This window comes from Peteryoungia ipomoeae (genome assembly GCF_004912165.1).
GTDB lineage: Bacteria > Pseudomonadota > Alphaproteobacteria > Rhizobiales > Rhizobiaceae > Allorhizobium > Allorhizobium ipomoeae.
This window is the reverse complement of sequence record NZ_STGV01000008.1, coordinates 134,141-160,305: the sequence shown is the minus strand read 5'-3', so window position 1 is coordinate 160,305 and position 26,165 is coordinate 134,141. Positions and strand designations below refer to the sequence as shown.

Here is a 26,165-nt window from a genome sequence, read left to right as displayed (position 1 = left end):
CAAATTGTCAAAAAACTGTCTTTTTCTCTAAACCATTGAATTTCATTGTATTTTTCGAGGGCGATTCTGGCGACACCATCGCGGACCATTCTCCAGGACCGGCTGGCGGTACCATTTACCCCCTAAAATCGGCTTTTTTCCTGGGGTCTTGGCTGTTTTTCATTCATGTCCGCCTCTCCACAAGCAGACCGGCGGGTGCAGAACTGCCTATGGCGAGGCCCCCTGCCCTTGCTCCCTTTATCCCATGGTGATCAGGACCAGGACAACGAATACCGCAGGTACTGCCACCAGTGCCGGGAGAATGATCGCCGGATAGCCGAAGGTAAAAATTGCCAGCAGCCACAGCAGCAGCAGATTGACGACAAACAGCACTTTCGCCGTGTTCGTCCCCTCTACAGCTTCCTTCAGCATCCAACCCAGAACCGGCACGCGATAGACAACAGCAGCAAACATCAAGCTTTCCTTCCGCGAGAAGAGTGTGATGACGCCGCGGTCTGCCGAGGGCGACCTGCGGCGGTCTCATACGCATTCTTGGCGGTTCCGCACCCGGCAGCAATGCGTCAAATTGGCATCGATCAAATCCACCGGCGGAATGAGGGCATAGATGTCGCATTTGGCTGGACAGATGCTGATTGGCCCCTCTAGGATTTCAGCCGATGGTTCCTGCCGTATCAAGACGACGGCTGGACGAAGAGGGAATACGGTGAGGACGACCCAAAAGGGGCCGAGACCGTGGCTGCCCCCGCAACTGTGAACGGTGAGCGACATCCGACATGCCATTGGCCGCAAGGCCGATAAGGCGGATCAAGCTTTGACCCGTGAGCCAGGAGACCTGCCATCGTCCGTCGCCGCATCTCTGCGGCAAATTCCAGTCTTGCGCGGTGGGCGCAGATGAAAGGACCATACCATGCATATCGAACCCGGCGTCGTTGATGGCGCCAAGATCGCACTTTCCTTTGCCACGGCAGCTGTTTCCCTTGGCCTCATTGCCAAGATGGTCAGGGATGACCTCGCTTCAAGAACGGCCCCGTTGGGTCTTGCCGCACGCGCCGCCGTCACCACGGCGCTTGTCTTCTGCTTCTTCGAGGTCTTGCCGCATCATCCTGTCGGCGTGTCGGAGGTGCATCTCATTCTCGGGTCCACACTCTTTCTGATGTTTGGAGCGGGCGCAGCTTCCATCGGACTGGCGCTTGGACTCCTCCTGCAGGGCCTGTTTTTCGCACCCTTCGACTTGCCCCAATACGGCATGAACGTCACGACACTGGTCGTTCCCTTGTTTGCGCTCCGCCAACTGGCCTTGCGGATCATTCCGAGAAACACAGCCTATGTTGACGTGCGCTATCGCGATGCGCTGGCGCTCTCGACGGCCTATCAGGGCGGTATCGTCGCCTGGGTCGCTTTCTGGGCCCTGTATGGGCACGGCTTCAGCCTCGCCAATCTCGGTGAGATCGCCGCATTCGGCGGCGCCTACATGCTGGTCGTCATCCTCGAGCCGTTGGTCGACCTTGCCGTGCTGGCAGCCGCCAAGTCACTGCGCGGCACTACAGATAATGCCATGTTCAACAGCCGGCTGCATTCGGCAGCGGCCTGACGATAGGGGTAACACGACCACTATCAAACCAAGGACGAACAAGCGCATGGTACCAGCCATGCGCTTTTTCTTTGAAAGCCGGCACGCTTTCGGTTACCGCGGGTCGAGATATGTTGAAGTCACAACATCACGACGACATCGACGGGGACGACCATGCGCATTCTCTCTGACGCCCACTATCCGGAATTGCCGAACTACTACCGCGGCAAGGTTCGCGAGAACTATGATCTGCCTGACGGCAGCCGCATCATCATCTCGACCGATCGTCTTAGCGCCTTTGATCGCATCCTGACCTCTATTCCCTATAAGGGGCAGGTGCTGACCCAGACGGCTCGCTACTGGTTTGAACATACCAGTGACATCTGCCCGAACCATGTCATCGCCTATCCCGATCCGAATGTCGTGGTCGGAAAACGCCTCGATATCCTCCCCGTCGAAATCGTTGTGCGGGGTTATCTCGCCGGCACCACGGGCACCTCCATCCTCACGCTTTATAAGAAGGGTGAGCGCAGCATGTACGGCATCACCCTGCCGGACGGTCTGCGCGACAATGAGAAGCTGCCAGCGCCGATCATCACGCCGACCAGCAAGGAGTTCGACGGCGGCCATGACGAGCCCCTCACACCATCGGAAATTGTCGATCGCGGGCTTTTGACGAGCGAGCAATGGGAGACGCTTTCTCGTTACGCACTCGCCCTCTTTGCCCGGGGTCAGGAAATGGCGGCGGCCCGCGGTCTTATCCTCGTCGACACGAAGTATGAATTCGGCACGGACGAGAACGGCACAATCATCCTCGCCGACGAGATCCATACGCCCGACAGCAGTCGCTACTGGATCGCCGACAGCTATCCCGCAAGCTTCGAAAAGGGAGAAAGACCCAAGAGCTTCGACAAGGATTTCGTGCGCGCCTGGGTGGCAGAACGCTGTGATCCATATCATGATGCAATACCGCAAATCCCCGAAAAGCTGGTCGAGGAGACCTCCCGGGTCTATATAGACGCCTACGAGGCCATTACTGGCCTGACCTTTCAACCTGACGATAGCGGTGCGACACCCTATGACCGCGTTCGCCAGAATCTGGAGCCATACTTTCCAGGGAAGTCATAGCGAGATGGATCAGGATTGCCGAAAGACAAAAGACTTGACGAGGACCGCACCAATCGAGCGGACCCCGAAACGTCCGCGACGATCGGCTGAGGAAACGCGCGGCGAAATTCTGGACACCGCGGAAGAGCTATTTCGGACCTACGGCTTCGCCAGCGTTTCCATCGCCGATATCGCGACGGATCTTTCCATGTCGCCGGCGAACGTCTTCAAACACTTCAGAACCAAGACGAGCCTGGTGGATGCCATCGCTGCACGCGCGATCGAGCAGAAGGTGCACGAGCTGGCACAACTGGATAGCACACCATCGCCGCGCGAGCGCATTCTGGCGCTTGCGACGCATCTGATGATGGACCATCTGAATGGGCGCAAGGACGCCCCGTTTGTCTTCGAGATGATCCTCGTCACGATTAAGGAAGAGCTTGATTGCGGCGAGCGCTTTCGCCACATGATTGTCGACATGCTCGCCCAGATCATTCGTGACGGCGCTGCCGATGGCACCTATCATGTCGATGATGTCGATAAGTTTGCAAATGCCGCGTTTGATGCGCTTGTCTGCGTGATCCACCCTGTCATGATAGGGTTGGAGAAACCTGACATATTGGCAACACGCTGCAATCAAGTTGTTGGATTGATCGACGCCGCATTGCGGTCCCCGCTTGCAAAGTGACGATAATTAACTTACGTCACTTTTCGCCAGCGATCTTCTGACAGGATGATCAGCGGGCCTCTGTGCTTGCGCCCTTTCAAGTGACAGAGACGCGACCTCATTTCTGACCTTTGGAAATTTTGATGACCCGACGCCTTTCCCTTGCCGCCGCCGTCGCGCTGTGCTGTGTCACACTCACTGCTTGCAGTGATTCCGGCTCTTCAGAAAATGCGGCACCAGCCGCCGGCCAGGAACGGCCACCTGCGCCGGTGAGCGTCGCCATCATGAAGAAAGCGCCTCATGCTTTGACCAGCGTGCTGCCGGGCCGTGCCTCTGCCTATCAGACGGCAGAGATCAGGCCACGTGTCAGCGGCGTGATCAAGGAAATCGCCTTCAAGGAAGGCAGTGAGGTGAAGCAGGGCGATCTGCTGTACAAAATCGAGGACGACACCTATCGCGCCGCCTATGCCCAGGCCGAGGCGACCTTGCAAAAGGCTGAAGCGGGCGTGCCGACGGCGCAGTCCAATCTGGCCCGTCAGGAGCGGCTCGTTGGCAGTGGTGCAACGCAGGTTGAGCTCGAAAATGCGAAAGTCACGCTGCTTCAAGCGGAGGCAGACGTGGCCGTTGCCAAGGCCGCGCTCCGCTCTGCGGAAATTGAGCTGGGCCTGACCGAGCTTCGCGCGCCCTTTGAAGGCGTGACCACTGCCTCTCGCTACTCGGTGGGCAATGTGGTCACGGCCAATCAGGCAGATTCTTTGACAACCCTGCGTCAGCTGGATCCAATCTATATCGACCTGACTGAATCGAGCGTCAATCTCCTGCGGCTTCGTGAAGCCATCAGGGAAGGACGCGTAAACCAGAGTGAAGCGGCGGAAATCCGTCTGACGCTCGAGGATGGCCATGACTACCCGGTCGTCGGCAAGCTCGACATGTCGGACATGGCAGTGTCCGAAACCACCGGCACCTATTCCATCCGCGCGGTGTTCGACAATCCCGACAACCTCGTTTTGCCTGGCATGTATGTCCGCGCGACGGTGACGGTTGGAACCGAAAATGGCTATCTGATCCCGCAGCTGGCGGCGACCAGGAACCCCAGCGGCCAATTGACGGCCAAGTTCGTCACCGCCGACAACAAGGTTCAGACGCGTACATTCCCAACAAGCCAGGTTTCCGGCAACAACTGGCTTGTGACGGAAGGCGTCGCTGATGGCGACAAGCTTATTCTCGATGGCTTCCAGTGGATCGCCGAGGACGCAGTCGTTGCCCCGGTCGAAGCCACGGTCAATGAGCAGGGCCTCGTTGAAGAAGTCGCCAAGCCTGAAGCCGCCCCCGCAGCAAAGCCTTGAGCTGAGCGCGAACGAGAGGCACCAGGGATAAACCAATGGCAAAATACTTCATTCATCGCCCGATCTTTGCGTGGGTCATTGCAATCGTCATCATGCTTGGCGGAGCGCTTGCAATCTCGACCCTTTCAATCGCGCAATACCCAGAAATCGCCCCGACAACGGTGCGTATTTCCGCAAGCTATAACGGGGCAAGCGCCGAGACGGTGGAAAAATCCGTCACGTCCATCATCGAAGACGGCATGACCGGTCTTGATGATCTGACCTATATGACGTCATCCTCCAGCACGGGTTCGGCCAGCGTAACCCTGACCTTCGGCAATTCGGTAGATCCGGAAATCGCTCAGGTCCAGGTTCAGAACAAGCTCCAGCTGGTCCAGTCACAGCTGCCGGATATCGTCCAGACATCGGGCATCTCGGTTACGCGCTCGACCTCCAGCATCCTTCTCGTCGGCGCCCTCGTGTCGACCGATGCCAAGCGCAGCAATGTCGAGCTGGGCGACATTTTCTCGACGCAGATTGAAGACCAGATCAAGCGTCTTGAAGGTGTTGGCAGCATCGAGGTTTTCGGCACCGGCTATGCCATGCGCATCTGGCTCGATCCCTTCAAGCTCAACAAGTTCCAGCTGACCCCAACCGACATCACCAGCGCGATCCAATCGCAAAACACGCAGGTTTCGGTCGGTTCTCTGGGCGCCCAGCCGATGGCCGATGGCCAGCAGCTCAATGTGACGGTCACCGCGCAAAGCCAGCTTCAATCGGTTGCGGAATTTGAATCGATCATCCTGAAAACGGAAACCGACGGCGCGACCGTCCGCCTCAGCGATGTCGCCCGTATCGAGATCGGTCAGGAAAGCTACGGCACCAACACCCGCGCCAACCGGAACCCCGCAACAGGCTTTGCTGTCAATCTGGCAACCGGTGCAAACGCGCTGGATACCGCTGCCCTGGTAAAGACCACGCTCGAATCGCTCAGTGGCGGTTTGCCGGAAAATGTCATTCTGACCTATCCCTACGACACGACGCCATTTGTGCAGCTGTCGATCGAGAAGGTCGTACACACGCTGATCGAAGCGATTGTCCTCGTCTTTGTCGTGCTTCTGATCTTCCTGCAGAACCTGCGCGCGACACTGATCCCGATGATCGCCGTTCCTGTGGTTCTGCTTGGAACATTCGGCATTCTCGCGATCACCGGCTACTCCATCAATACCTTGACGATGTTCGCCATGGTCTTGGCGATCGGCCTCTTGGTCGACGACGCGATCGTCGTGGTCGAGAACGTCGAGCGCATCATGAGCGAAGAGGGTCTCTCTCCCCTTGAGGCGACCGAGAAGTCGATGGGCGAAATCACCGGCGCGATCATCGGCATCGCCCTGGTGCTGACGGCCGTCTTCATTCCGATGGCCTTCTTTGGGGGCTCGACCGGCATCATCTACCGCCAGTTCTCCATCACCATCGTCTCGGCCATGGCGTTGTCGGCGCTGGTCGCCCTCATCCTGACGCCCGCGCTTTGCGCAACCATGCTGAAGCCGGTGAAGGATCACGGGCAGAAGCGCGGTCTGGCTGGGTGGTTCAATCGCAACTTTGACCGCACCACAAACGGTTATGTTTCGACGATCGGCTATCTGCTCAAGCGTCCGTTCCGTGTGATGCTGATGTTTGCCATCGTAATCGGCGGCATGAGCTGGTTCTTCCTCCGCCTCCCCTCCTCCTTCCTGCCGCAGGAAGACCAGGGCGTCCTGATGACGATTGTCCAACTGCCCAACGGCGCCACTGCCGGGCGGACAGAAGAAGTCATCAAGAAGATCGAAGACTACTACCTCGACAAGGAACAGGCCGCGATCCAGGACGTCTTCTCGGTCTCCGGCTTCTCCTTCGTCGGCGCTGGCCAGAACTATGCGCTCGTCTTCGCCAAGCTCAAGGATTTCGATGAGCGCACGGCACCTGAACTGGCGGCATCCGCTGTCGTCCAGCGTGCCATGGGCTATTTCTTCACGATCCGCGACGCACAGGTCTTCCCGTTGCAGCCACCGGCCATTCCCGGACTTGGCACCTCGAGCGGCTTCTCGATGTATCTCGTCGACAGCGGCAAGAATGGAACGGAGGCCTTGACGGCGGCTGCGCAGCAATTGATGCAGGCTGGCGGCAGCAACGCCAATGTCAGCTCGCTCCGCTCCAACAACCCGCCGGCTGAAACGCAGCTGAAGCTCCTTCTCGACCAGGAGAAGATGGGGGCAATGGGTCTGGATATCGCCAGCGTCAACAACATGCTGTCGACAATCTTTGCCGGTCGCGACGTCAATGACTTCACCCTCAACGACGAGCTGAAACCCGTCTATGTGCAGGGCGACGCCCCTTACCGGATGCAGGAAAACGCTGTCGATCACTGGTATGCCCGCAACACCGCCGGCGAGATGGTACCTTTCTCCTCCTTCGTGAAGACGGAATGGGTAAGCGGTGCTCCAACGCTGAGCCGCTTCAATGGTGTCGGCGCAATTTCCATGGAAGGTGCGGCAGGCCCAGGCGTGAGCTCCGGCACCGCGATGGACGAGATGGAAAAGCTGACGGCCGGTCTTCCCGGCGGCTATACCGTCGCCTGGCAGGGTATTTCCTACCAGGAACGGCTGTCGGGTTCGCAGGCGCCAATCCTCTACGCGCTCTCGGTCCTGATTGTCTTCCTCTGCCTGGCAGCACTTTACGAAAGCTGGACGATCCCGTTCTCGGTCATCATGGCCGTTCCGGTTGGGGTCCTCGGAGCGGTTGCCTCGGCCTATTATTTCGGCCAGTCCAACGACGTTTACTTCAAAGTCGGCCTTCTCACGACCATCGGTCTTGCGGCGAAAAACGCGATCCTGATCGTCGAATTCGCCAAGGACCGCCAAGGGCCGGGCGTGAGCCTCATGGACGCGACGCTCGAAGCCGCAAAGCTTCGTCTGCGGCCTATCATCATGACGTCGCTGGCCTTTGGTCTCGGCGTGGTGCCGCTTGCAATCGCCACGGGTGCGGGCTCGGCAGCGCAGAACTCGATCGGTATTGGCGTGCTCGGCGGTGTCTTTACGGCAACAGCGCTCGGGATTTTCTTCGTACCGTCATTCTTCGTGATTATTCGCAAGCTTTTCGGTGGTGCAAAGGCCGACCGGGGCGTGACATCCTAGAAGCTGACAAACTATGTTAACCGTCAAATGCAGAGGCTGCTTCGCTGGCCTCTGCGCGAACTCTGACCGCTTCTGCCATCAAGTTCTCAATGAAGACGTGGCCGGGATCTGAACAGGAAATCGTTATGCCATCCATTCGCGCTGCAGCTCCGCTATTCATGCTACTGCTGTCCGGCTGTGTCGTCGGTCCAAACCACGAGACGCCCCAGACCACCCTCCCCGTGAAGTTTTCCGAAGGCAGCTTAAAGCCGAATGGCGACGTGACGATGGCGGCCTGGTGGACAACCTTCAACGACCGTCGACTCAACGGCCTCGTCGAGACAGGCTTGCGCGAAAACCTTTCCGTACAGCAGGCCATCGAGCGCATCACAGCCGCCGAAGCCAACTTCCAGGCTGCAGATGCTGGCGCCTTCCCGCAGCTGAACAGTGCGGCTTCGTTCGAGGTTTCGGGCGCGCGCGGAACCGGCGACAGCGCAAGCCGGCCAACAACCAGGACGTCGGGCGGCCAGCTCAGCGCCTCCTGGCTCCTCGATCTCTTCGGCCAGTATCGCCGCTCGAAGGAAAGCGCCGGTGCAACGCTCGACGCGGCCTATGCCAGTGCCGATGTTGCGAAGCTGACTTACCTGTCGAGCGTCGTCTCGGCCTATATCGATGCCCGTTACTATCAGGAGCGGATCGCGATCGCCCGCAAGAACCTCGGTTCGCGCCGCGAAACGCTTGATCTCACGCGCCTGCAGCTGGAAGCCGGCGCAGCCTCGCGTCTGGATGTCGTTCAGGCAGAAGGCCTGGTCAATTCGACACTGGCTGAAATTCCAGGCCTGGAAACCCAGTTCCGTCAGGCGACCCATCGCATTGCCTTCCTGCTCGGCCTGCCGGCCGCAAGCCTGGTTGCCGATCTCCAGAAGGGTGCTCCGCAGCCCTATGCGCGTCGCAGCATCAGCGCTGGCGTCCCCGCCGACCTCATCCGCAATCGCCCGGATATTCGCGCGGCCGAACGCAGCCTTGCGGCCGCTGTCGCGGAAGTCGGCGTGGCAGAAGCCGCCCTTTATCCATCGATCTCGCTCAGCGGTTCGATTTCGCCGGCCCATATCGCGGCCTCCGGCGTTGACGGCAGTCTGACGACCTGGGGCTTCGGTCCGAGCCTCAACCTGCCGATCTTTGACGCCGGCGCACGCCGGGCGAACATCAAGGCAAAGGAATCGGCGGCACGCGAAGCCTATCTGACCTGGAAGGAAGCCGTTCTGAACGCCGTACAGGAAGTCGAGAACGCGATGGTGGCCGTGAACCGCGCCCGCCAGACCGTTTCGGCCCTCACCGCAACCGTGCGGTCCTATGAGGAAGCGTTGTCGCTTGCGACTGCAAGCTACCGCGACGGCGCCTCCTCGCTGCTCGACGTCCTCGACGCCCAGCGCAACGTCGCCAGCGCCCAGGCCAACCTCGCGCAGGCCGTCCAGCAGATGGCCACCAACTACGTCAACCTCAACGTTGCCATCGGCGGGGGTTATGCCTGGGGTGCGACGACGGTTGTCGCCAACAGGTAGTCCTGACAGACACAAGATCGAACGGCGGCTCTCGGGCCGCCGTTTTTCTTTGCCCCTCAGAATGTCGCCGGCGTGTTGATCCAGATGAGAATGGTTTCGCCCTCGGCGATGTTGCGCCAGGAATGCGGCCGGCGGCTTTCGAAATAGAAGCTGTCGCCGGCATTGAGTTCGAAGAACTTGTCCCCGTCGAGAATGATCTCCAGGCTGCCCTGCAGCATGTGGATGAATTCCTCGCCCTCGTGCTGGTAGGCGCCCTCACTGGATGCGCCCGGGGCAAGCTGGAAGCGATTGCATTCCATCTGGTTGCGCCCCTCCGCCAAGACCTGCACCTGGACGCCGGACGATGTTGTTGGCCAGGACGGCCAGCGACCCTCGCGGATCAGCGATTCTCCACCACTTGCCTCTTCTTGCCCGCTCAGCGATGCGAGCGTGGTTCCGAGGTTCTGCGCGACCGCATGCAGCGCCGTGAACGATAGCCCCTGCGAGGTGCGCTCGAAAGTCGAGAGCTGCGAAACCGAGACCCCGGTCGCCTGCGCGACATTGTCGAGCGTCCGACCGGCATCCCGACGCAGTCGCCGCATGCGCGTGCCAGGCCGGGTATCGGCGGCATCCAGCGCATCGTCATCGGCATCAACAGCTGTGTCCGTCGCCGCCGGCATGTCGTCGCGGAGCGTCTCGCGAATGGCCGCCGGATTGAGCCCCCTCTCTTGCCTGAGCCAGGCGATCCGCTTCAACCGATCAACGAGCGCCTTGTCATAGATACGCTGCCCGGTCGCAGTGCGGATGGGCTGCAGCAGATCCTGGCTCTCCCAAAGCCGCAAGGTCGACGGCGAAACGCCCGCCATTCTGGCGGCTTCGGCGATCTTGTAGCGGATCTCGTCCAAGGTAACCTCATTCTCGGTGTCGCAATGCGCGTGCATAATGCCGAAAAGCCATATTGCAAGTCTACAGAAAAAATGTAGGAAATATTGAAGGCCGCCGAAAATCGGCGGCACTGGCCAATGGCAACCCTTCGCACAGGATGAAAACGATGAAGAACGCCGAAATCTCAGCTCGCAAGAATGACGCCATTTCCCGTGGCGTTGGCATGACCACGCAGATCTATGCCGACAAGGCTGAGAATTCGGAAATCTGGGATGTCGAGGGAAAACGCTACATCGACTTCGCCGGCGGCATTGCCGTTCTCAACACCGGCCATCGCCACCCGAAGGTTGTCGAAGCCGTCAAGAACCAGCTCGACCGCTTCACTCACACCTGCCATCAGGTCGTGCCCTACGAGAACTATGTCGCGCTGGCCGAGCGCCTCAACAAGATCGTACCCGGCAACTTCGAGAAGAAGACGATCTTCGCCACCACCGGTGCCGAAGCCGTCGAGAACGCCATCAAGATCGCCCGTTGCGCGACCAACCGCTCCGCAGTCATCGCGTTTACCGGCGGCTTTCACGGCCGAACCTTCCTCGGCATGGCGCTGACCGGCAAGGTCGTGCCCTACAAGGTCGGCTTCGGCCCGATGATGGGCGATGTCTTCCATGTCCCCTTCCCGCTTGAAATGCACGGGATCGATGTCGAAACGACCCTCGACGTGCTCGACAAGCTGTTCAAGGCCGATGTCGACCCGAAGCGGGTCGCGGCGATCATTCTGGAGCCCGTGCAGGGTGAAGGCGGCTTCTATGACTTGCCGCGGGCCCTGATGAAGGCGCTCCGCGAGATCTGCGACGAACACGGCATCCTGCTGGTTGCCGATGAGGTGCAGACCGGCTTTGCCCGCACCGGCAAGCTCTTTGCCATGGAACACTATGACGTCGTACCGGACCTGACGACGATGGCGAAAAGCCTCGCCGGCGGCTTCCCGCTGTCTGCCGTCACCGGCCGCGCCGAACTGATGGATGCCCCCGGCCCCGGCGGCCTTGGCGGCACCTATGCCGGCAACCCGCTGGCGATCGCCGCCGCCCATGCCGTGCTCGACGTGATCGAAGAAGAAAACCTCTGCGATCGCGCCAACCAGCTCGGCAACCGTCTGAAACAGCGCCTCGAAGCGCTGCGCGCAGACATTCCTCACATCATGGACATTCGCGGCCTCGGCTTTATGAATGCCCTTGAGTTCAAGGTGCCGGGAACCGACAAGCCGAACGCGGATTTCACCAATGCGGTGCGTGTGAAGGCGCTGGAGAAGGGCCTGATCCTTCTGACCTGCGGCGTCTACAGCAACGTCATCCGCTTCCTTGCCCCGATCACCATTCAGGACGAGGTTTTCAACGAGGCACTCGACCTGATCGAAGCCTCGATCCGCGAAGTTGCAGCAGGAGCCTGAGGCATGACCCTTTCGAACGTTCTGACCGACAAACTGAAGGACAAAACGCTGGCGACAGACAGATCGCTTGTCGGCAACGACTGGCTGGCCGCCAGCCAATCCGGCAAGACCTTCGAGGTCACCAATCCTGCCACCGGCGATGTCATTGCCGTTCTGCCGGATGTGAACAAGGCCGAAGTCGCCAACGCAATCGACGCCGCCTTTACGGCTCAGAAGGCCTGGTCGAAGAAGACCGGCAAGGAACGCGCCGCGATCTTGCGCAAGTGGAACGACCTGATGGTCGCCAACGCCGATGACCTGGCGACGATCCTCACCATGGAAATGGGCAAGCCGTGGCCGGAAGCTCGCGGCGAAATCCTCTACGGCGCATCCTATGTCGAATGGTTCGCCGAGGAAGCCAAGCGCGTCTATGGCGATACGATACCCGGCCACCAGGCCGACAAGCGGATCATGGTGATCAAGCAGCCGGTCGGCGTCGTCGGCGCGATCACGCCGTGGAATTTCCCCAACGCCATGCTCGCCCGCAAGGTTGCCCCGGCACTCGCCGTCGGCTGTGCCATGGTGTCGAAGCCTGCCGCCCAGACCCCACTCTCGGCATTGGCGATAGCCATCCTCGCCGAGCGCGCCGGATTGCCTGCCGGCCTCTTCTCGGTCCTCACCTCGACCGACGCTGCCATGGTTGGCCAGGAACTCTGCGCCAACGACAAGGTACGCAAACTGACCTTCACCGGCTCCACCAATGTCGGCCGTATCCTGATGCGGCAGGGCGCCGACCAGATCATGAAGCTCGGCCTGGAACTGGGCGGCAACGCCCCCTTTATTGTCTTCGATGATGCGGATCTCGACGCAGCGGTCGAAGGGGCGATGATCTCCAAGTACCGCAATGCCGGCCAGACCTGCGTCTGCGCCAACCGGCTTTACGTCCAGTCCGGCGTCTACGATGCCTTCGCCAAGAAGCTCGCCGAGAAGGTCAGTCAGTTAAAGGTCGGCAACGGCTTTGCGGAAGGTGTCACCACAGGTCCGCTGATCGACGCCAAGGCAGTCGAGAAGGTGAAGGAGCATGTGGCGGATGCCGTTTCCAAGGGGGCCGAGATTGCGCTCGGCGGCAAGCCGTCGGCGGCTGGCGAACTCTTCTTCGAGCCGACGATCCTGACGGGTGTCACCACAGCCATGAAGGTTGCGACCGAAGAGACCTTCGGCCCGGTTGCTCCGCTCTTCAAATTCGAGACCGAAGAAGAAGTAATCGAGCTGGCGAATGCCACCGAATTCGGCCTTGCCTCCTATTTCTACTCGAAGGACATCGCCAAGGTCTTCCGCGTCGCGGAAGCGCTCGAATACGGCATGGTCGGCGTCAACACCGGGCTCATCTCCACCGAGGTCGCGCCCTTTGGCGGCATCAAGCAGTCCGGTCTTGGCCGTGAAGGCTCGAAATACGGCGCCGATGATTATACCGAGATCAAGTATATCTGCCTCGGCGGCATTGCCTGAACGCGGCACCACATTCCGACACCACGACACGAAAAAGCCCGGCGTCATCGACGCCGGGCTCTTCAATTCTGAACGACCGTCGCGCTTAGTTCTTGGCGCGTTCGACGTACGAGTTGTCTTCGGTCGCGATGACGACGCGAGTGCCAGCATCGATATGCGGCGGAACGCTCGTGCGGATGCCGTTGGAAAGCATCGCGGGCTTGTAGGAAGACGAGGCCGTCTGACCCTTGACGACCGGTTCGGTCTCGGTGATTTCGAGCGTCACGTGACGCGGAAGCTGGATGGCGAGCGCCACGCCTTCATGCATCGACAGGATGCAGGTCATGCCTTCCTGCAGGTAAGCCTTCTGCTCACCCATTGTCTCGACATCCACGACGACCTGGTCATAGTTTTCCGGGTTCATGAAGTGGAAGCCTTCGCCGTCCTCGTAGAGGAACTGGTGGTTGACGTCTTCCACGAACGCGCGCTCGACCTGCTCGGTGGTGCGCCAGCGCTCCGAAACCTTCACGCCGTCCACGATGCGGCGCATGTTGACCTGGGTCACCGGGGTGCCCTTGCCCGGGTGGAAGTTTTCAGCCGTCAGAACGACGTAGAGCTTGCCGTCGACGTCGATCACGTTGCCCTTGCGCACCGACGAGGCGATAATCTTGACCATTGGATTTCCTTGTATCTGCGTAAGACCCGTCGTAAAGGACGCCGTCCCGACCGACCTCTTTGAATTTCTCGGGCGCACCTAACCCAAATTGGGCGAAAATGCCAGCCCGTGTTGAGAAAAGGACAGAGATTCCGGCATGATTGACCGTCGGACTGCATCGCCCGCGTGGTGGACACCGTCGATCCATTCCGATCGCCGACCCTTTCTGCTGGGCCGCAACCGCATCCAGGCCGCCTTCCGGGCGCGTTTCGCCGCATGGGATTTCATCGAGGTCGACACGGCGACACTGCAGATTTCGCCCGGTAACGAAGCCCATCTCCACGCCTTTGCGACAGCTGCCATCGGTCATGACGGCACATCCGTGCCGCTCTATCTGCACACGTCGCCAGAATTCGCCTGCAAGAAGCTTCTGGCCGCCGGAGAGCCGCGGATTGCGTGCTTTGCACATGTCTACCGCAATCGTGAGCGCGGACCGCTGCACCATCCCGAATTCACCATGCTGGAATGGTACCGCGTTGGCGAAGGCTATGAGCGGCTGATGGAAGACTGCGCCGCCCTGGTTGCGCTTGCAGCGGAGACAGCAGAAACGCGCCGCTTCTCCCATGCCGGCAAGACCGCCGATCCTTTCGCCGAACCGGAACGACTGTCGGTCGCAGACGCTTTCCTGCGCCACGCCGGGATCGATCTCTTGGCGACCATCTCCGACAGCGGCGCGACGGACCGCGATGCGCTCGCAGAACAGCTGATCGCAAACCACATCCGCATGGCCGCCGACGACACCTGGGCAGACCTCTTCAGCCGCGTGATCGTCGAGAAGGTCGAGCCGCATCTTGGCCAGGGACGCTTGACCATTCTTGACCGCTATCCTGTGGCGGAGGCAGCGCTTGCCCGCCCCTGCGCCGACGATCCGCGCGTCGCGGAGCGCTTTGAGGTCTATGCCTGCGGCGTCGAACTGGCCAATGCCTTTGGCGAACTGACAGACGCTGCGGAACAGAGACGGCGCTTCGAAGCCGAAATGGCGGAAAAGACCCGCGTGTATGGTGAGACATACCCGCTCGACGAGGATTTCCTCTCGGCGATGGAGCTGATGCCGGAGGCGTCTGGGATCGCACTCGGCTTCGACCGGCTGGTGATGCTCGCAACCGGCGCCTTGCGCATCGATCAGGTCATCTGGGCGCCAGTCGCGGAGACGCATCTTGGCTGACGCAACGCTTCGCAGCCTCGGCGATCTCCACGCCGCCAAGCTGATTTCGGCGGAGGAGGTTGAGGGCCTCGCTTCCGTCGCCGAACGCTATGCCATCGCAGTCACACCCTCGATGCTGGACCTCATCGATCGCACCGATCCGGCGGATCCGATTGCAGCCCAGTTTCTGCCCTCCGCCTCCGAGCTTATCGAACTGCCGGGAGAGCGCGACGATCCGATCGGCGATCGTCCGCACACACCGGTCGAGGGCGTCGTCCATCGCTATCCCGACCGTGTCCTCCTGAAGCTTCTGCATGTCTGCCCGGTCTATTGCCGCTTCTGCTTTCGCCGCGAGATGGTCGGCCCCGAGGGCGACGGCACGCTGACGGCGGAAGCAATCGCCCGCGCGATCGACTATATCCGCGCCGACACCCGCATCTGGGAGGTCATCTTCACCGGTGGCGATCCGCTGATCCTATCGCCGCGCCGGCTTCGCGAGGTGATCGAGCAGCTGGCGACCATCGAGCATGTCAGGATCATCCGCTTCCACAGCCGCGTTCCGGCTGTCGACCCCGCGCGCATCACGCCTGAGTTGGTTGAAGCGCTGACATCGGCTGGCAAGACAGTCTATGTCGCGCTGCATGCCAACCATCCGCGCGAGCTGACGAGCGCCGTGCGCGACGCCTGCCGTCGCATGGTGGATGCGGGCATCGTGATGGTCAGCCAGAGCGTCTTGCTGAAGGGCGTCAACGCGGACGCATCGACGCTTGCCGACCTCATGCGCGCCTTTGTGGAGATGCGCGTGAAGCCCTACTATCTCCACCACCCAGACATGGCACCGGGCACGGGCCATTTCCGCCTTTCCATCGTGGAAGGACAGACAATCCTGCGGGAACTGCGCAAGCAGATTTCAGGCCTCTGCATCCCTCACTACATCCTCGATCTGCCCGGAGGACATGGCAAGGTCGAGCTTGGCCACGCGGCACTTCATGAGATTGAGCCAAATCGATACATCATCCTTGATCGATTCGATGAGAAAAAGATCTACCCCGAATAGGCAGGATCCGCGGCAGTTTAAGGCGCTAACCGCCAACAAACCTGCCTCCCATTTACAATTCGGTTGAATTTTATCGAAATCCTTAGTTCGAACTTCGTGTTTTCTCCGTAAGAAATCGCTCAACAATATTTCCGAGCGCTCTCCAGGGGAATGATGATGAACGAGACCATCCGCGCACTTGTTACCAAATTTGGCGGCCTTCCAGTCGGGGTTGAAACTCTTGCAGATGACGCGGATCTCTATGCGGCAGGTCTCTCCTCCTTCGCCTCCGTCCAGCTGATGCTGGGTCTTGAGGAAGCCTTTGACATGGAGTTTCCGGATCATCTGTTGAACCGCAAATCCTTCGCCAGCATCAAAACGATCGAAGCGACCGTGAACGCCATTCTCGGGGACAGAAAGGTCGCCTGATGGATCTCTCCAGCGCCAGCACGCAGGATGCGAGCCTGAAGGCACGTGCGAGCCGCGTGGCCAAGATCGCCGCGGCCCATGCAGATGATGTCGACAAGGCCGGTCGCTTCCCGCAGGAAGCGATCGAGGCCCTGAAGGCCGAGCGGCTGATGGGCATCCAGATCCCGCTGGACTGCGGCGGGGAAGCGCGATCCACATCGGAGATCGCCGAAGTCTGCACGATCCTTGGCCAGGCCTGCGCGGCAAGCGCGATGATCTTCGCCATGCATCAGATCAAGGTCTCGAGCCTGGTGTCGCACGGCACCGATGCGGATTGGCACCGGGGCTTCATGCAGCGCATCTGCAGCGAGCAGCTTCTGCTCGGTTCGGCCACGACAGAGGGCGGCATCGGCGGCAACTTGCGCAATTCGATCTGCGCGATCGATATCGACGGTGAGACCTGCCGGCTGGAAAAAGACGCGACCGTCATCTCCTATGGCAGCTATGCGGATGCCATCCTGATCACGTCACGGGCACACAAGGATGCACCGCCCAGCGACCAGGTCATGACCGTCTTTCTCAAGGACCAGTACACCCTCGAACAGACACATGTCTGGGACACGATGGGCATGCGCGGCACCTGCTCCGACGGCTTTCTTTTCAAGGGCGAGGCGCCCGCCGTCCAGATTCTGCCGAAACCCTTTGCCGAAATTGCGGCGCAATCAATGCTGGCGAGCTCGCATCTCCTCTGGAGCGCGCTGTGGTACGGCATTGCCGTCGATGCCTTCAGCAAGGCCCAGGCCTTCGTGCGCGCTGCTGCCCGTAAGACACCGGGAAGCCAGCCGCCGGGCCTTGTGCAGCTTGCCGAAATGTCGAGCCAGCTGCAGGTGATCCGTTCAAACATTCTCCACGGCCTCAACGCCTACGAGAACGCGATTGCAGATCATGACCGCCTGTCGTCGATGGGATTTGCGGTCGCCATGAACAACGTCAAGATCGCCTCTTCCGAGATGATCCTGCCGGTGATCAACCAGGCGCTCCGCATCTGCGGCATCATGGGCTACAAGAACGGCACCCCGTTCAGCCTCGGTCGCCATCTCCGGGATGCGCGCTCGGCCGAACTGATGATTTCCAATGACCGCATCCTCGGCAACACCGCGACGATGCTGCTCGTGCAAAAGCAAGAAACCGGACTGTTGGGGTGACACCATGGATATGCAGGTAAGCTTTCTCGATCGCCTCTTTGAGAGCGGTCTCCTGATCGAAACAGGTGTCGATGGACTATACGGCAGAAGTGGCCAGTTCGAGGATGTCATCGCCGCCTTCGAACGCCTGATTGATCGGATCGGCGGCGCCGATGGTGCGGAAGCGATCCGTTTTCCGCCGGGCATGAACCGCGCCTATTTCGAAAAGAGCGGTTACATGAAGAGCTTCCCGCAGCTCGCCGGCACAGTCCATTCCTTTTGCGGCAATGACCATGACCATCTGAGCCTTCTGCAGTGCATGGAAGAGGGCAAGGACTGGACGAAGGAGCAGAAGGCGACAGACATCGCATTGACGCCGGCTGCCTGCTATCCGCTCTATCCGACGGTCGCCAAGCGCGGCCCGATCTCGCAGAACGGCGGCCTCTACGACCTGCAGTCCTATTGCTTCCGTCACGAGCCGTCCAAGGACCCGGCGCGCCAGCAGCTGTTCCGCATGCGCGAATATGTCTGCATGGGCACGGAGGCCCATGTCACGACCTTCCGCCAGACCTGGATGGATCGCGGCGTCGAGATGATGAGGTCGATCGGCCTCGACGTCGAAATCGACGTGGCGAACGACCCGTTTTTCGGCCGCGCCGGCCGCTTGCTGGCCAACAACCAGCGCGACCAGAACCTGAAATTCGAACTGCTCATCCCTGTCACATCACAGGCCAACAAGACCGCCTGCATGAGCTTCAACTACCACCAGGACGCTTTCGGCCAGAAGTGGGGTCTAACGCTGGAAAACGGATCCGTCGCCCACACGGCCTGCGTCGGCTTCGGTCTTGAACGCATTGCACTCGCACTCTTTGCCAAGCATGGTCTCGATGTCGCCATCTGGCCCGAAGCCGTCCGCAAGACGCTCTGGGGCTAATGACGTGAGAGCATCCGTCTTCGAAGATCTCGATCCCGCGCACCACCAGCCGCATGCGCTGCATTCCAGCGAGCGCATGTGGCCGGAGACGAACTGCTACGTCGATCTCTGGATCGAAGTCCTCTCCGCTCAGGGCTCGCATCCTGAAGCCATGCTCGGCTTCACCCTGACCCAGGATTTCGAGGGCGACCAGTTCACCTTCTTCAAGGTGCCGCTAGAGGACCTGGAGGCGCTTTATGAAATCAGGGCCACCGAGCTCGCGATCTTCGACAGCGTCGAAGCCCATGTGCAGACGCAGATTGCCCGCGGCCGCCTTTGCCTGGTCGAGATGGACAGTTTCTTCATGCCGGATACCCGCGGTGTCGGTTACCGGCAGGACCATGGCAAGACCACGGTCGGCATCAATCGTCTCGACTTGACCGCACGCCGGATGGACTACTTCCACAATGGCGGTTTCTTCCGTCTGGAGGGTGAGGATTTCGACGGCGTCTTTCAGCTTGGCGCAGCGCAGGGTTCCATGCCCTTCCTGCCTTACACGGAATTTGCCAAGTTTCCGGAAAAGCCGACATCGTCAGCCCATCAACGCGAAGGTGCCCAACGCCTGCTGCAACAGCACTTCGCCAGACGGCCCGGCGCCAATCCGATCCGCACCTTCGCGGCCGAATTTCCCACACAGGTCGAGGCGATCGCCAAGCGTCCTTTCGGCTACTTCCACAAATACGCCTTCAACACGCTGCGGCAATTCGGTGCCAATTTCGAGCTCCTGGCGAGCCACCTCGCCTGGCTGGATGCACCATCACATGCACGTGCGATTGAAGCAGCGCTTGCGATCGCGGAAAATGCCAAGAGCGTCCAGTTCCAGCTGGCGCGCGCCGTAACCCGGAAGAAGTTTGATACACTTGGCGCAGCCCTTGATCCTGCAATCGCCGGCTGGGACAGGCTGATGAATGAACTCAAGCCCTGACGGAGCTGAAAGGACGCGCATGAGCACGAGGATCTATCTCGGAGCGGATGTCCGCCCGCTCGAACAGGGATGGACACTGCTCGTTACCGAAGCTGGCCGTCATGAGCATCCCTTTGACGCTCATCGACCGGCTGCGCGCATCCCTGCGACCGTTCCGGGCACGGTGGCCGGCGCCTTGGCCGATGCCGGTTTATTCGACCCCGCAGCGCCCACGCCGCTGCATGACAAGGACGTCTGGTATTTCCGCTCGCTGGAAGGTGAAGCGGCGGGGCCAGCCCTCTTGCGTTTTGAGGGTTTGGCAACAGTAGCGGAAGTCTATGTCAATGGCCGTCTCATGCTGGAAAGCGACAGCATGTTCGAGGCGCACGACGTGTCCCTGGAACTCACGGGCCGGGATGACCTTGCCATTTGCTTTCGTGCCCTGGAAACGAGACTGAACAGCAAGGGCCCCCGTGCCCGCTGGCGCCCCCAGATGATGGATCATCAAGCGCTGCGACTGGTCCGTACGACCGTTCTCGGCCATATGCCGGGCTGGTGCCCATCTATTCATCCGATGGGTCCCTACCGCTCCATCCAGCTCATCCGACCTGGTCGCGATTGCATCCGCAATCTGCGCGTATCTGCCGATCTTGATGCCTCGGGCACCGGCCATCTGTCGGTTCGCTTTGACACCGAGCATGGCCCTCGCGCCGCTTTGCGTTGCTGCGGCGTGACAACCGAGCTTGTGGCCGGTCCCGACGGTTCGATGCAGGCCGACATCGTGCTGCCTGACGTAGAGCCCTGGTGGCCGAGAACCCACGGCAAACCGAAGCTTCATGCCCTCGATATCGCTTTCGACGGACGCGTCCATTCCCTCGGCCTGATCGGCTTTCGTCGCATCGAAATCGACCGGGGAGCAGACGGCAAGGGTTTCGGCCTCAAGGTCAATGGCGTCAGGGTCTTCTGCCGCGGTGCCGTCTGGACCAATGCCGACATCCTGCGTCTTTCAGGTTCGGGCGAAGCCTATGCCCCCTGGTTGATCAAGGCAGCCGAAGCCAACATGAACATGATCCGCATCGGCGGCACCATGACCTATGAGACGAAGGAGTTCTTCGGCCTCTGTGACCAACTCGGTCTCCTGGTGTGGCAGGACATGATGTTTGCCAATTACGATTATCCGGTCAGCAATCCCGACTTCTTGATGCAGGCGAAAGACGAGGCCAAATCATTGCTCGGCCAACTGCAAGGGCATCCCTCGCTTGCGGTCGTCTGCGGCGGCAGCGAAGTATTTCAGCAGGGTGCCATGCTTGGTCTCAAGCCAGACACCTGGAACGGGGCATTCTTCAATGAAACGCTGGCGACGATAGCGGCAGAGATGCGACCGGACGCTGCCTATGTGCCCAATTCGCCCTTTGGCGGAGCAATGCCATTTGCACCGAGCGAAGGCGTCACCCACTACTACGGCGTTGGCGCCTACCAGCGCCCGCTTGAAGATGCGCGCCGTGCCGAGGTCCGCTTTGCCGCTGAGTGCCTGGCCTTTGCCAATGTACCGCAGCAAGAAACGCTCGACAGGCATCTTCCGGTGCCGCCGGTCCATGATCCCCGATGGAAGGCACGGGTACCGCGCGACCGCGCGGCCTCCTGGGACTTTGAGGATATTCGGGACCACTATCTGCAGCTGCTCTACGGGCACGATCCGGCAAGGCTTCGGCGCGAAGATCCCTCGCGCTATCTCGCCTATTCGCGTGCCACAACGACCGAGATCGTGACCGAAGCCTATGCCGAATGGCGACGCAAGGGCTCAAGCTGCAACGGCGCACTCGTCTGGACCCTTCAGGATCTCGAAGCCGGTCCGGGCTGGGGCGTCATCGACGCGACCGGTGAGCCGAAGTCGGTATGGTACGGGTTGAAGCGAGCTTTCAGGCCGGTCCAGATAAGCCTGACAGATGAGGGCACCAATGGGCTAATGGTCCACGTTCTTAATGATAGCGCTGCGACCGTTGAAACGACCGTCAGCCTGACTTGTCTGCGCGATGGACGACATCCGGCGGCACGCGGGACGGCTTCTCTCACGCTTTCAGCACATTCCTGGCAGGCGCTGCCGGCAACCGATCTCTTTGGCGCCTTCTTCGACACCACATATGCTTTCCGATTCGGCCCGCCATCGCATGATGTGACGGTAGCCGAATTGCACAGCCCAGATGGAGATCGGCTGGCCGATGCCTATCATTTTCCGCTCGGTCGCTCGCAATCCCTGCATGCGCCGGTCATTGAGCACCGGCTCGAACAGCAAGATGGAAACTGGGTTCTCATCCTTCGCTCTGACGTTTTTGCCCAATCGCTGCACGTGGCATGCGAGAACTATCGGGTGGAGGAAGACTGGTTCCATCTGCCGCCTGGACAGTGGAAACCCCTGCGCCTTCTCCCACGCGAGCAGGACGCACCGGCACCACGCGGCACCGTGCAAAGCCTTGGATCGCGCGGAATTTACGCCTGGTCTTGAGTGCGGCTGGCCGCCTGGATCCGATCGCACAGATCGACAATCCTTTCCTGATAGGCCGCTTGCGCGAATGGGGGGCTCAGATTGTGATCGGCCCCCTCGAGCACAGTCAGGTGCGCTGAGGGGAAACGCCGCAAGCCCCGACCATCGGCGCCAAATAGCTCTGCAAAATGCTGATAGCCGATATCGCCTCGGCTGTAGATCAGCTCGATAGCCACTCCCCGCGCCTCGAGCTTGGCAAATTCTGCAAGGATCGCCCGCTGCCTTACACCAACGGGAATGACCCGAGCCAGCACCGGCTTCACCGCGACACCGAGCCGGCGCATGATGCCCTTCAGGATGTTGCGAGCAGCACTGCGAAGATCAACCTCGCCGCGCCGGATGCGCTCAACGGTTTCCCATCGCAAGAGACGAGAGCCGTAGTCATCGAGGGACCGCGCGCCGCCCTTGAGGGCAACATCGACATCAATCGCCTTGTCCCAGGCAAAAACGAATGGATTGGCACACACGACCCCGTTGATCCGCGGGTCCGACAAAGCCGAGCGAATGGCCAGATAAGCACCACTGCACCGCCCAACGACGACGATCGGCGCGGCGGAGTGCTGCGCCAGAAAATCCAGCGCCTCCCGAACGTCATGCTCCTGGAAATCGCTGTAAAGAACCTGATCGGGCGCACCGGGTCGTGCAGGACTGTCCGCCACACCAGCAGCGTCAAATCGGAGCGACGGGATGCCACGACGGGCGAGGTTGCGCGCGAGATTGACAGTCGACCGGCCCCAGCCCGCATGGCGATCATATCCTGTCCCGAGCAGCAGGACCGATGGCCGGTCGGTTGAAGTGCGAGGCAGGCAATGGATGCCATAGAGATTGGCGCCGAACACGACCGGGTGTTCGACAAATCCGTCGCCCTGAAGCGATGCGTCTGTATCCAGGGGATTTCGGTACAGCTCGCCGCCCTCGATCACCGCGCTGGAAAGACCGACCGCCCACTCAATGACCGAGTTCAAGAGAGCAATCGGCAGGCGGGATTGGGATGGATTGGCGACAAAGGCATCGTAGTCTTCATACGGAACAAGAGAGACATCAGCACCGCGGGCCTTGAGGCTTTCACCAAGCTCGAGATCCCCTGCCCGACCCGGACGGGATGCGATCAGCGCGTGCGCAAGCGAAGGCAGCCTGTCATCCGACAAGGCCACACGTTTCAGCTGTCCCGCCAGCGGTTCGGGCAATACGTGCCCGCCAATCGCGACCTCGGAGACATTGCGATACGCCTCGCCAAGACCAAGGCCCTCATCCACCATGCGCGACCAGATCTGCAGTTCGCGCAGATAGGCTCGCCCGGAGACAACGGGCGCAAGGCAGGCGACCCCTGCCAGCCCCTCTATACGATCGGCAATGCGAAGCGCGAGTGTTGCGCCCAGACCGTGCCCGATCATCACGACACGCTTGGCTCCGCTATGTGCCCGCAAGACCCCGGCAGCGTCCACACTCGCCTCTTCCCACTGAGAGAGATCGAGGGTGCCGTTTTCGTGATCGAGCGCATCCCCCATGGCCGGATAGTCAAAACGCAGACTTTGAATTCCGACTCTGGCCAGGTCCTCGGCTCCGCGCCTGAAGAAGGCTCTGAGACACATGTCCTCCAGACCGAAAGAGCCGAGAAAAAGAACAGCCGTGCCGTCCGAAGGAAGCTTCGCGGGTTGCAGCAGCCCCACAGTCTTGGCGAAAGTAAGTGGAACGGCTTTCGCAATCTCTGGCACATCTACCTCCACTCGTCCGTGAAAAGCTGGTTCACCACCTCGCTCCAGGTCAGGATGGAGGAGCTGTCAACGACGAGATGATCCATTGCCGCAGCGCGGCTGAAGGCATCCACGATGGAGTGAGTGTTTCCGGGATCGTAGGCACAGACATGCGACCGTCCCGCAGCTGCAAAGCGGGGTGCGAGGATCGGCAGATGGCAATAGCTGTACTGAATCATCTTGAGGCTCGATTGGCTGAGGTAGTCAGCTCCGTCCCCCTCGCGATAGGGCGCCAAGCCTACATCGGCGAACTTGATGAACGGCACGATCACGTCGAACGCCACCTCGCCATGGACTTCAATGTTCGGCAACACCTCAAGCGGCAGCGCCTTCTTGCCGAAGAGGTGAAAGGTCCAGTCAGGATAAGCCCGGGCGAGACAGTCAATAACCTCGGCATCGAACTTCATGTCGCCGACGCTGACGGCCTGGCGTGGGCCGGGATAAGGGTTGATCGTTGCCCCGTCGAAAGGCTCCTTACTGATACCATGCGGTAGGTAGACGACCGGCGCATCATGCGGAAAATCGGCACGCATGGCCTCGGCCATAATCCGCACCCAGTCGTAAAGCGGCATTGTCGCCGTTAGCTCCCTGGCAATGCACGGATGGGTTCCGATGGTCTCGAGCCGGTCTGCCGCATGATAGATAAGCTTGGCTTGCGGCGCATACTTGTGCAGCCGCCTCGCAAGCAGGGGAGACGGGCCACTTTCAATTAAGATATGCGAATAGCCCGGCAGGCGATCCAGCACGGCCTTCGGCAGGAAAGCTGCATAGGCACAATAAAACGGTGCAACGATTGCATTCAGAACGGGGTTGCGGAGGTTCACCGGATGGAAGGGAGCAAACCAGATGAACTGCTCCAAGCGCTCGGCTCGGACATCCCACGCATTGCGTGGTAGCGACGCCGCCTGATCATAACGTCCATCGGTGATAAACCGGCTCAGGGGGCTGAGGCGACAGACGAGATAGTCGACGTGATCTCCGTCTTCGAGCAGTTGCTGCGTCATGAAGTGCAGATCGACACGGCGCGGTGAATCGGCGAAATGCTGACCGGTAACGATCAGGACGCGGTTCGGTTTCCGACCCATCATAACGTCCTCGGCTTACGGCTTTGCAGAACATCGCGATAGAGCGACATATGCGCTTCACGGACCCTCGCCCAGCCATATCCGCCAGCGGCTGCTTTCGCCTCATCGCGCATCAGGGGGTTCGACTGCAGGCGCGCCAAGGCGGCTTCAATCGCCGCGGCGCCTTCAGCAGGCCGGGCGAAGTCGGTCACCGCAATACAGCGGTGGCGAGCAGCAAGCGCCTGATAGGCTGCATTGTGATGCAAAACGGGAATGAGCCCCGCGCTCATGGCTTCCACCGCCACGAGGCCGAAGCCCTCATACTCGGAGGCCGAGATAAAAAGCGAGGCGCGACCAAAGATCTCGCGAACCTCATCTTCGTCGACACCGACATGGATTGTTGCGGCCTCAAAGAGAGCCCTTTGATCAATCATGGCTCGTAGCGCATCAGTCGATAAATCGGACGGAGTCCCGATGATGTCGAGCTGCCAGTCCGAGCATCTCGAACGCAGATCGGCCAAAACATCCAGCAAGCGGTCGAGCCGCTTGTTGTCGGAGAAGCGGCCGACCGTGACCAGCCTGCGTGTCGGTTTGGACGATGAAGCGTCAGCGTATTTCTCGATATCCACGCCATTCTCGATAAGCCTCAGTCGCGATCCTGCGATCTGCCGAAACATCGCGGCATCCGACTGGCTGCAGGCAATCAGCGCATCATAGGCTAAGCCCGAAAGCCGTGTGGCCGTGTGGAACCAAAGCGTCTTCAAACGAGCATATTTCGGCGTGTGAAAGAAGCCGCCATGTGTGGTCGCAAGCAGTGGCTTCCTGTGCATGAACCTGGTCAGCGCAACAAAATCGTAGAAGAAGTCGATTGCGTGAACATGGACAAGATCGGCGTCGGCGATGTGGTTCAAGACAGCCGGCGCCAGAGGATACCGGCTGCTTCCGCGCCACGGAATTCGAACCACCTCGATGCCGCCAATCATCTCAGACGCCGGCAAATGAACCGCGGGGTTGCGGAACAGCCGATCGAGGGTCACAACCCGCACGCGCCAGCCTTGGCGCATAAGTTGCCCGCAGAGGTTGGAAACGACGTCTTCAAGCCCGCCGCGACTGGGCGAAAACTGCCTCACAATGTGGACGACAAGAGGCGGCATCCTCTGCATCGGTGCAACCTCTTCATGCGGATCAATCATCTGCGCCTAACCGTCTTGCCTCTCGGGTCTGCATAAAGGACATAGTCATCGACTTAAGCAAAAACGGTTAAGACCGCGTGTTGGCCT

The 26,165-nt window shown here is 60.3% G+C and carries 22 protein-coding genes and 1 riboswitch; of the genes, 16 read left to right on the top strand and 6 right to left on the bottom strand.

Annotated features, from left to right (window positions below; translation table 11 throughout):
- A partial coding sequence (locus tag FAA97_RS21190) for a hypothetical protein (RefSeq protein ID WP_206110073.1) occupies nt 1-251 on the top strand: 251 nt, incomplete at its 5' end.
- On the opposite strand, the gene FAA97_RS19870 is transcribed toward FAA97_RS21190, so the two are convergent.
- A complete protein-coding gene (locus tag FAA97_RS19870) occupies nt 238-453 on the bottom strand; it encodes a hypothetical protein (protein WP_136600314.1) in 216 nt (71 codons plus the stop codon). The two genes, FAA97_RS21190 and FAA97_RS19870, sit on opposite strands and share 14 nt — an antisense overlap.
- Nucleotides 454-640: 187 nt before the next feature.
- Nucleotides 641-854: riboswitch (cobalamin riboswitch) on the top strand.
- Between the two features lie 53 nt (nt 855-907).
- On the opposite strand from FAA97_RS19870, the gene FAA97_RS19865 reads away from it, so the two are divergent.
- From FAA97_RS19865 to FAA97_RS19840, 6 genes are all read left to right on the top strand, one after another.
- A complete protein-coding gene (locus FAA97_RS19865; protein ID WP_136600313.1) occupies nt 908-1,591 on the top strand; it encodes an energy-coupling factor ABC transporter permease in 684 nt (227 codons plus the stop codon).
- Nucleotides 1,592-1,744: 153 nt separating this feature from the next.
- Nucleotides 1,745-2,698 (top strand): phosphoribosylaminoimidazolesuccinocarboxamide synthase, encoded by a 954-nt coding sequence (locus FAA97_RS19860; RefSeq protein ID WP_136600312.1) that lies wholly within the window; start codon nt 1,745-1,747, stop codon nt 2,696-2,698.
- 34 nt (nt 2,699-2,732) lie between these two features.
- Nucleotides 2,733-3,365 carry a TetR/AcrR family transcriptional regulator gene (locus tag FAA97_RS19855; protein ID WP_246041591.1) on the top strand — a complete coding sequence of 211 codons (633 nt, stop codon included), beginning with the start codon at nt 2,733-2,735 and terminating at the stop codon, nt 3,363-3,365.
- A 122-nt stretch (nt 3,366-3,487) separates the two neighbouring features.
- Nucleotides 3,488-4,690: an efflux RND transporter periplasmic adaptor subunit gene (locus FAA97_RS19850; RefSeq protein ID WP_136600310.1), complete on the top strand. Its 1,203-nt coding sequence runs from the start codon at nt 3,488-3,490 to the stop codon at nt 4,688-4,690.
- 35 nt (nt 4,691-4,725) lie between these two features.
- Complete coding sequence (locus tag FAA97_RS19845; RefSeq protein ID WP_136600309.1) at nt 4,726-7,842, top strand: efflux RND transporter permease subunit; 3,117 nt, start codon at nt 4,726-4,728, stop codon at nt 7,840-7,842.
- Nucleotides 7,843-7,967: 125 nt separating this feature from the next.
- The gene (locus FAA97_RS19840) at nt 7,968-9,383 is read left to right on the top strand and encodes an efflux transporter outer membrane subunit (RefSeq protein WP_136600308.1); all 1,416 of its coding nucleotides are present in this window, start codon (nt 7,968-7,970) and stop codon (nt 9,381-9,383) included.
- Nucleotides 9,384-9,439: 56 nt separating this feature from the next.
- On the opposite strand, the gene FAA97_RS19835 is transcribed toward FAA97_RS19840, so the two are convergent.
- Nucleotides 9,440-10,303, bottom strand: coding sequence for a MerR family transcriptional regulator (locus FAA97_RS19835; RefSeq protein WP_136600307.1), 864 nt, complete (start codon nt 10,301-10,303; stop codon nt 9,440-9,442).
- Between the two features lie 110 nt (nt 10,304-10,413).
- Between FAA97_RS19835 and FAA97_RS19830 the strand changes: the two genes are divergently transcribed.
- Nucleotides 10,414-11,694 carry a 4-aminobutyrate--2-oxoglutarate transaminase gene (locus FAA97_RS19830; RefSeq protein WP_136600306.1) on the top strand — a complete coding sequence of 427 codons (1,281 nt, stop codon included), beginning with the start codon at nt 10,414-10,416 and terminating at the stop codon, nt 11,692-11,694.
- A gap of 3 nt (nt 11,695-11,697) precedes the next feature.
- Nucleotides 11,698-13,182 carry an NAD-dependent succinate-semialdehyde dehydrogenase gene (locus FAA97_RS19825; protein WP_136600305.1) on the top strand — a complete coding sequence of 495 codons (1,485 nt, stop codon included), beginning with the start codon at nt 11,698-11,700 and terminating at the stop codon, nt 13,180-13,182.
- 85 nt (nt 13,183-13,267) lie between these two features.
- Here FAA97_RS19825 and efp read toward each other — a convergent pair whose 3' ends face one another.
- Nucleotides 13,268-13,837 (bottom strand): elongation factor P, encoded by a 570-nt coding sequence (gene efp / locus FAA97_RS19820; protein ID WP_136600304.1) that lies wholly within the window; start codon nt 13,835-13,837, stop codon nt 13,268-13,270.
- A gap of 136 nt (nt 13,838-13,973) precedes the next feature.
- Between efp and epmA the strand changes: the two genes are divergently transcribed.
- The 7 genes from epmA (at nt 13,974) to FAA97_RS19785 (ending at nt 22,028) form a co-directional block, all read left to right on the top strand.
- Nucleotides 13,974-15,041, top strand: coding sequence for an EF-P lysine aminoacylase EpmA (gene epmA / locus FAA97_RS19815; protein ID WP_136600303.1), 1,068 nt, complete (start codon nt 13,974-13,976; stop codon nt 15,039-15,041).
- On the top strand, nt 15,034-16,077 hold the full coding sequence (locus FAA97_RS19810; protein ID WP_136600302.1) for a lysine-2,3-aminomutase-like protein: 1,044 nt from the start codon (nt 15,034-15,036) through the stop codon (nt 16,075-16,077). The genes epmA and FAA97_RS19810 overlap by 8 nt, the downstream gene beginning before the upstream one ends.
- A gap of 156 nt (nt 16,078-16,233) precedes the next feature.
- Nucleotides 16,234-16,485, top strand: a complete 252-nt coding sequence (locus FAA97_RS19805; protein WP_136600301.1) for an acyl carrier protein — start codon at nt 16,234-16,236, stop codon at nt 16,483-16,485.
- On the top strand, nt 16,485-17,669 hold the full coding sequence (locus FAA97_RS19800; RefSeq protein ID WP_136600300.1) for an acyl-CoA dehydrogenase family protein: 1,185 nt from the start codon (nt 16,485-16,487) through the stop codon (nt 17,667-17,669). The genes FAA97_RS19805 and FAA97_RS19800 overlap by 1 nt, the downstream gene beginning before the upstream one ends.
- Nucleotides 17,670-17,673: 4 nt before the next feature.
- Nucleotides 17,674-18,582, top strand: coding sequence for an amino acid--[acyl-carrier-protein] ligase (locus FAA97_RS19795; RefSeq protein ID WP_136600299.1), 909 nt, complete (start codon nt 17,674-17,676; stop codon nt 18,580-18,582).
- A 4-nt stretch (nt 18,583-18,586) separates the two neighbouring features.
- Nucleotides 18,587-19,546, top strand: a complete 960-nt coding sequence (locus tag FAA97_RS19790; RefSeq protein WP_246041590.1) for a DUF1839 family protein — start codon at nt 18,587-18,589, stop codon at nt 19,544-19,546.
- Nucleotides 19,547-19,565: 19 nt separating this feature from the next.
- Nucleotides 19,566-22,028 carry a glycosyl hydrolase 2 galactose-binding domain-containing protein gene (locus FAA97_RS19785; protein ID WP_136600297.1) on the top strand — a complete coding sequence of 821 codons (2,463 nt, stop codon included), beginning with the start codon at nt 19,566-19,568 and terminating at the stop codon, nt 22,026-22,028.
- On the opposite strand, the gene FAA97_RS19780 is transcribed toward FAA97_RS19785, so the two are convergent.
- The 3 genes from FAA97_RS19780 to FAA97_RS19770 are packed head-to-tail and all read right to left on the bottom strand — an operon-like array spanning nt 22,013 to nt 26,078.
- Entirely contained in the window at nt 22,013-23,782 is a 1,770-nt protein-coding gene (locus FAA97_RS19780) for an alpha/beta fold hydrolase (RefSeq protein WP_136600296.1), read from the bottom strand. The genes FAA97_RS19785 and FAA97_RS19780 overlap by 16 nt on opposite strands.
- Before the next feature lie 2 nt (nt 23,783-23,784).
- The gene (locus FAA97_RS19775; RefSeq protein ID WP_425467436.1) at nt 23,785-24,906 is read right to left on the bottom strand and encodes a GumK N-terminal domain-containing glycosyltransferase; all 1,122 of its coding nucleotides are present in this window, start codon (nt 24,904-24,906) and stop codon (nt 23,785-23,787) included.
- Nucleotides 24,906-26,078, bottom strand: a complete 1,173-nt coding sequence (locus tag FAA97_RS19770) for a glycosyltransferase family 4 protein (protein WP_136600294.1) — start codon at nt 26,076-26,078, stop codon at nt 24,906-24,908. The genes FAA97_RS19775 and FAA97_RS19770 overlap by 1 nt, the downstream gene beginning before the upstream one ends.
- Nucleotides 26,079-26,165 lie beyond the last annotated feature (87 nt).

Excerpts from the sequence above, each read along its gene's own strand:
- FAA97_RS19870 (WP_136600314.1), bottom strand. The coding sequence starts at position 453 with ATGTTTGCTGCTGTTGTCTATCGCGTGCCGGTTCTGGGTTGGATGCTG.
- FAA97_RS19865 (WP_136600313.1), top strand. The coding sequence starts at position 908 with ATGCATATCGAACCCGGCGTCGTTGATGGCGCCAAGATCGCACTTTCC.
- FAA97_RS19860 (WP_136600312.1), top strand. The coding sequence starts at position 1,745 with ATGCGCATTCTCTCTGACGCCCACTATCCGGAATTGCCGAACTACTAC.
- FAA97_RS19850 (WP_136600310.1), top strand. The coding sequence starts at position 3,488 with ATGACCCGACGCCTTTCCCTTGCCGCCGCCGTCGCGCTGTGCTGTGTC.
- FAA97_RS19845 (WP_136600309.1), top strand. The coding sequence starts at position 4,726 with ATGGCAAAATACTTCATTCATCGCCCGATCTTTGCGTGGGTCATTGCA.
- FAA97_RS19840 (WP_136600308.1), top strand. The coding sequence starts at position 7,968 with ATGCCATCCATTCGCGCTGCAGCTCCGCTATTCATGCTACTGCTGTCC.
- FAA97_RS19835 (WP_136600307.1), bottom strand. The coding sequence starts at position 10,303 with ATGCACGCGCATTGCGACACCGAGAATGAGGTTACCTTGGACGAGATC.
- FAA97_RS19830 (WP_136600306.1), top strand. The coding sequence starts at position 10,414 with ATGAAGAACGCCGAAATCTCAGCTCGCAAGAATGACGCCATTTCCCGT.
- FAA97_RS19825 (WP_136600305.1), top strand. The coding sequence starts at position 11,698 with ATGACCCTTTCGAACGTTCTGACCGACAAACTGAAGGACAAAACGCTG.
- efp (WP_136600304.1), bottom strand. The coding sequence starts at position 13,837 with ATGGTCAAGATTATCGCCTCGTCGGTGCGCAAGGGCAACGTGATCGAC.
- epmA (WP_136600303.1), top strand. The coding sequence starts at position 13,974 with ATGATTGACCGTCGGACTGCATCGCCCGCGTGGTGGACACCGTCGATC.
- FAA97_RS19805 (WP_136600301.1), top strand. The coding sequence starts at position 16,234 with ATGAACGAGACCATCCGCGCACTTGTTACCAAATTTGGCGGCCTTCCA.
- FAA97_RS19800 (WP_136600300.1), top strand. The coding sequence starts at position 16,485 with ATGGATCTCTCCAGCGCCAGCACGCAGGATGCGAGCCTGAAGGCACGT.
- FAA97_RS19795 (WP_136600299.1), top strand. The coding sequence starts at position 17,674 with ATGGATATGCAGGTAAGCTTTCTCGATCGCCTCTTTGAGAGCGGTCTC.
- FAA97_RS19785 (WP_136600297.1), top strand. The coding sequence starts at position 19,566 with ATGAGCACGAGGATCTATCTCGGAGCGGATGTCCGCCCGCTCGAACAG.
- FAA97_RS19775 (WP_425467436.1), bottom strand. The coding sequence starts at position 24,906 with ATGGGTCGGAAACCGAACCGCGTCCTGATCGTTACCGGTCAGCATTTC.
- FAA97_RS19770 (WP_136600294.1), bottom strand. The coding sequence starts at position 26,078 with ATGATTGATCCGCATGAAGAGGTTGCACCGATGCAGAGGATGCCGCCT.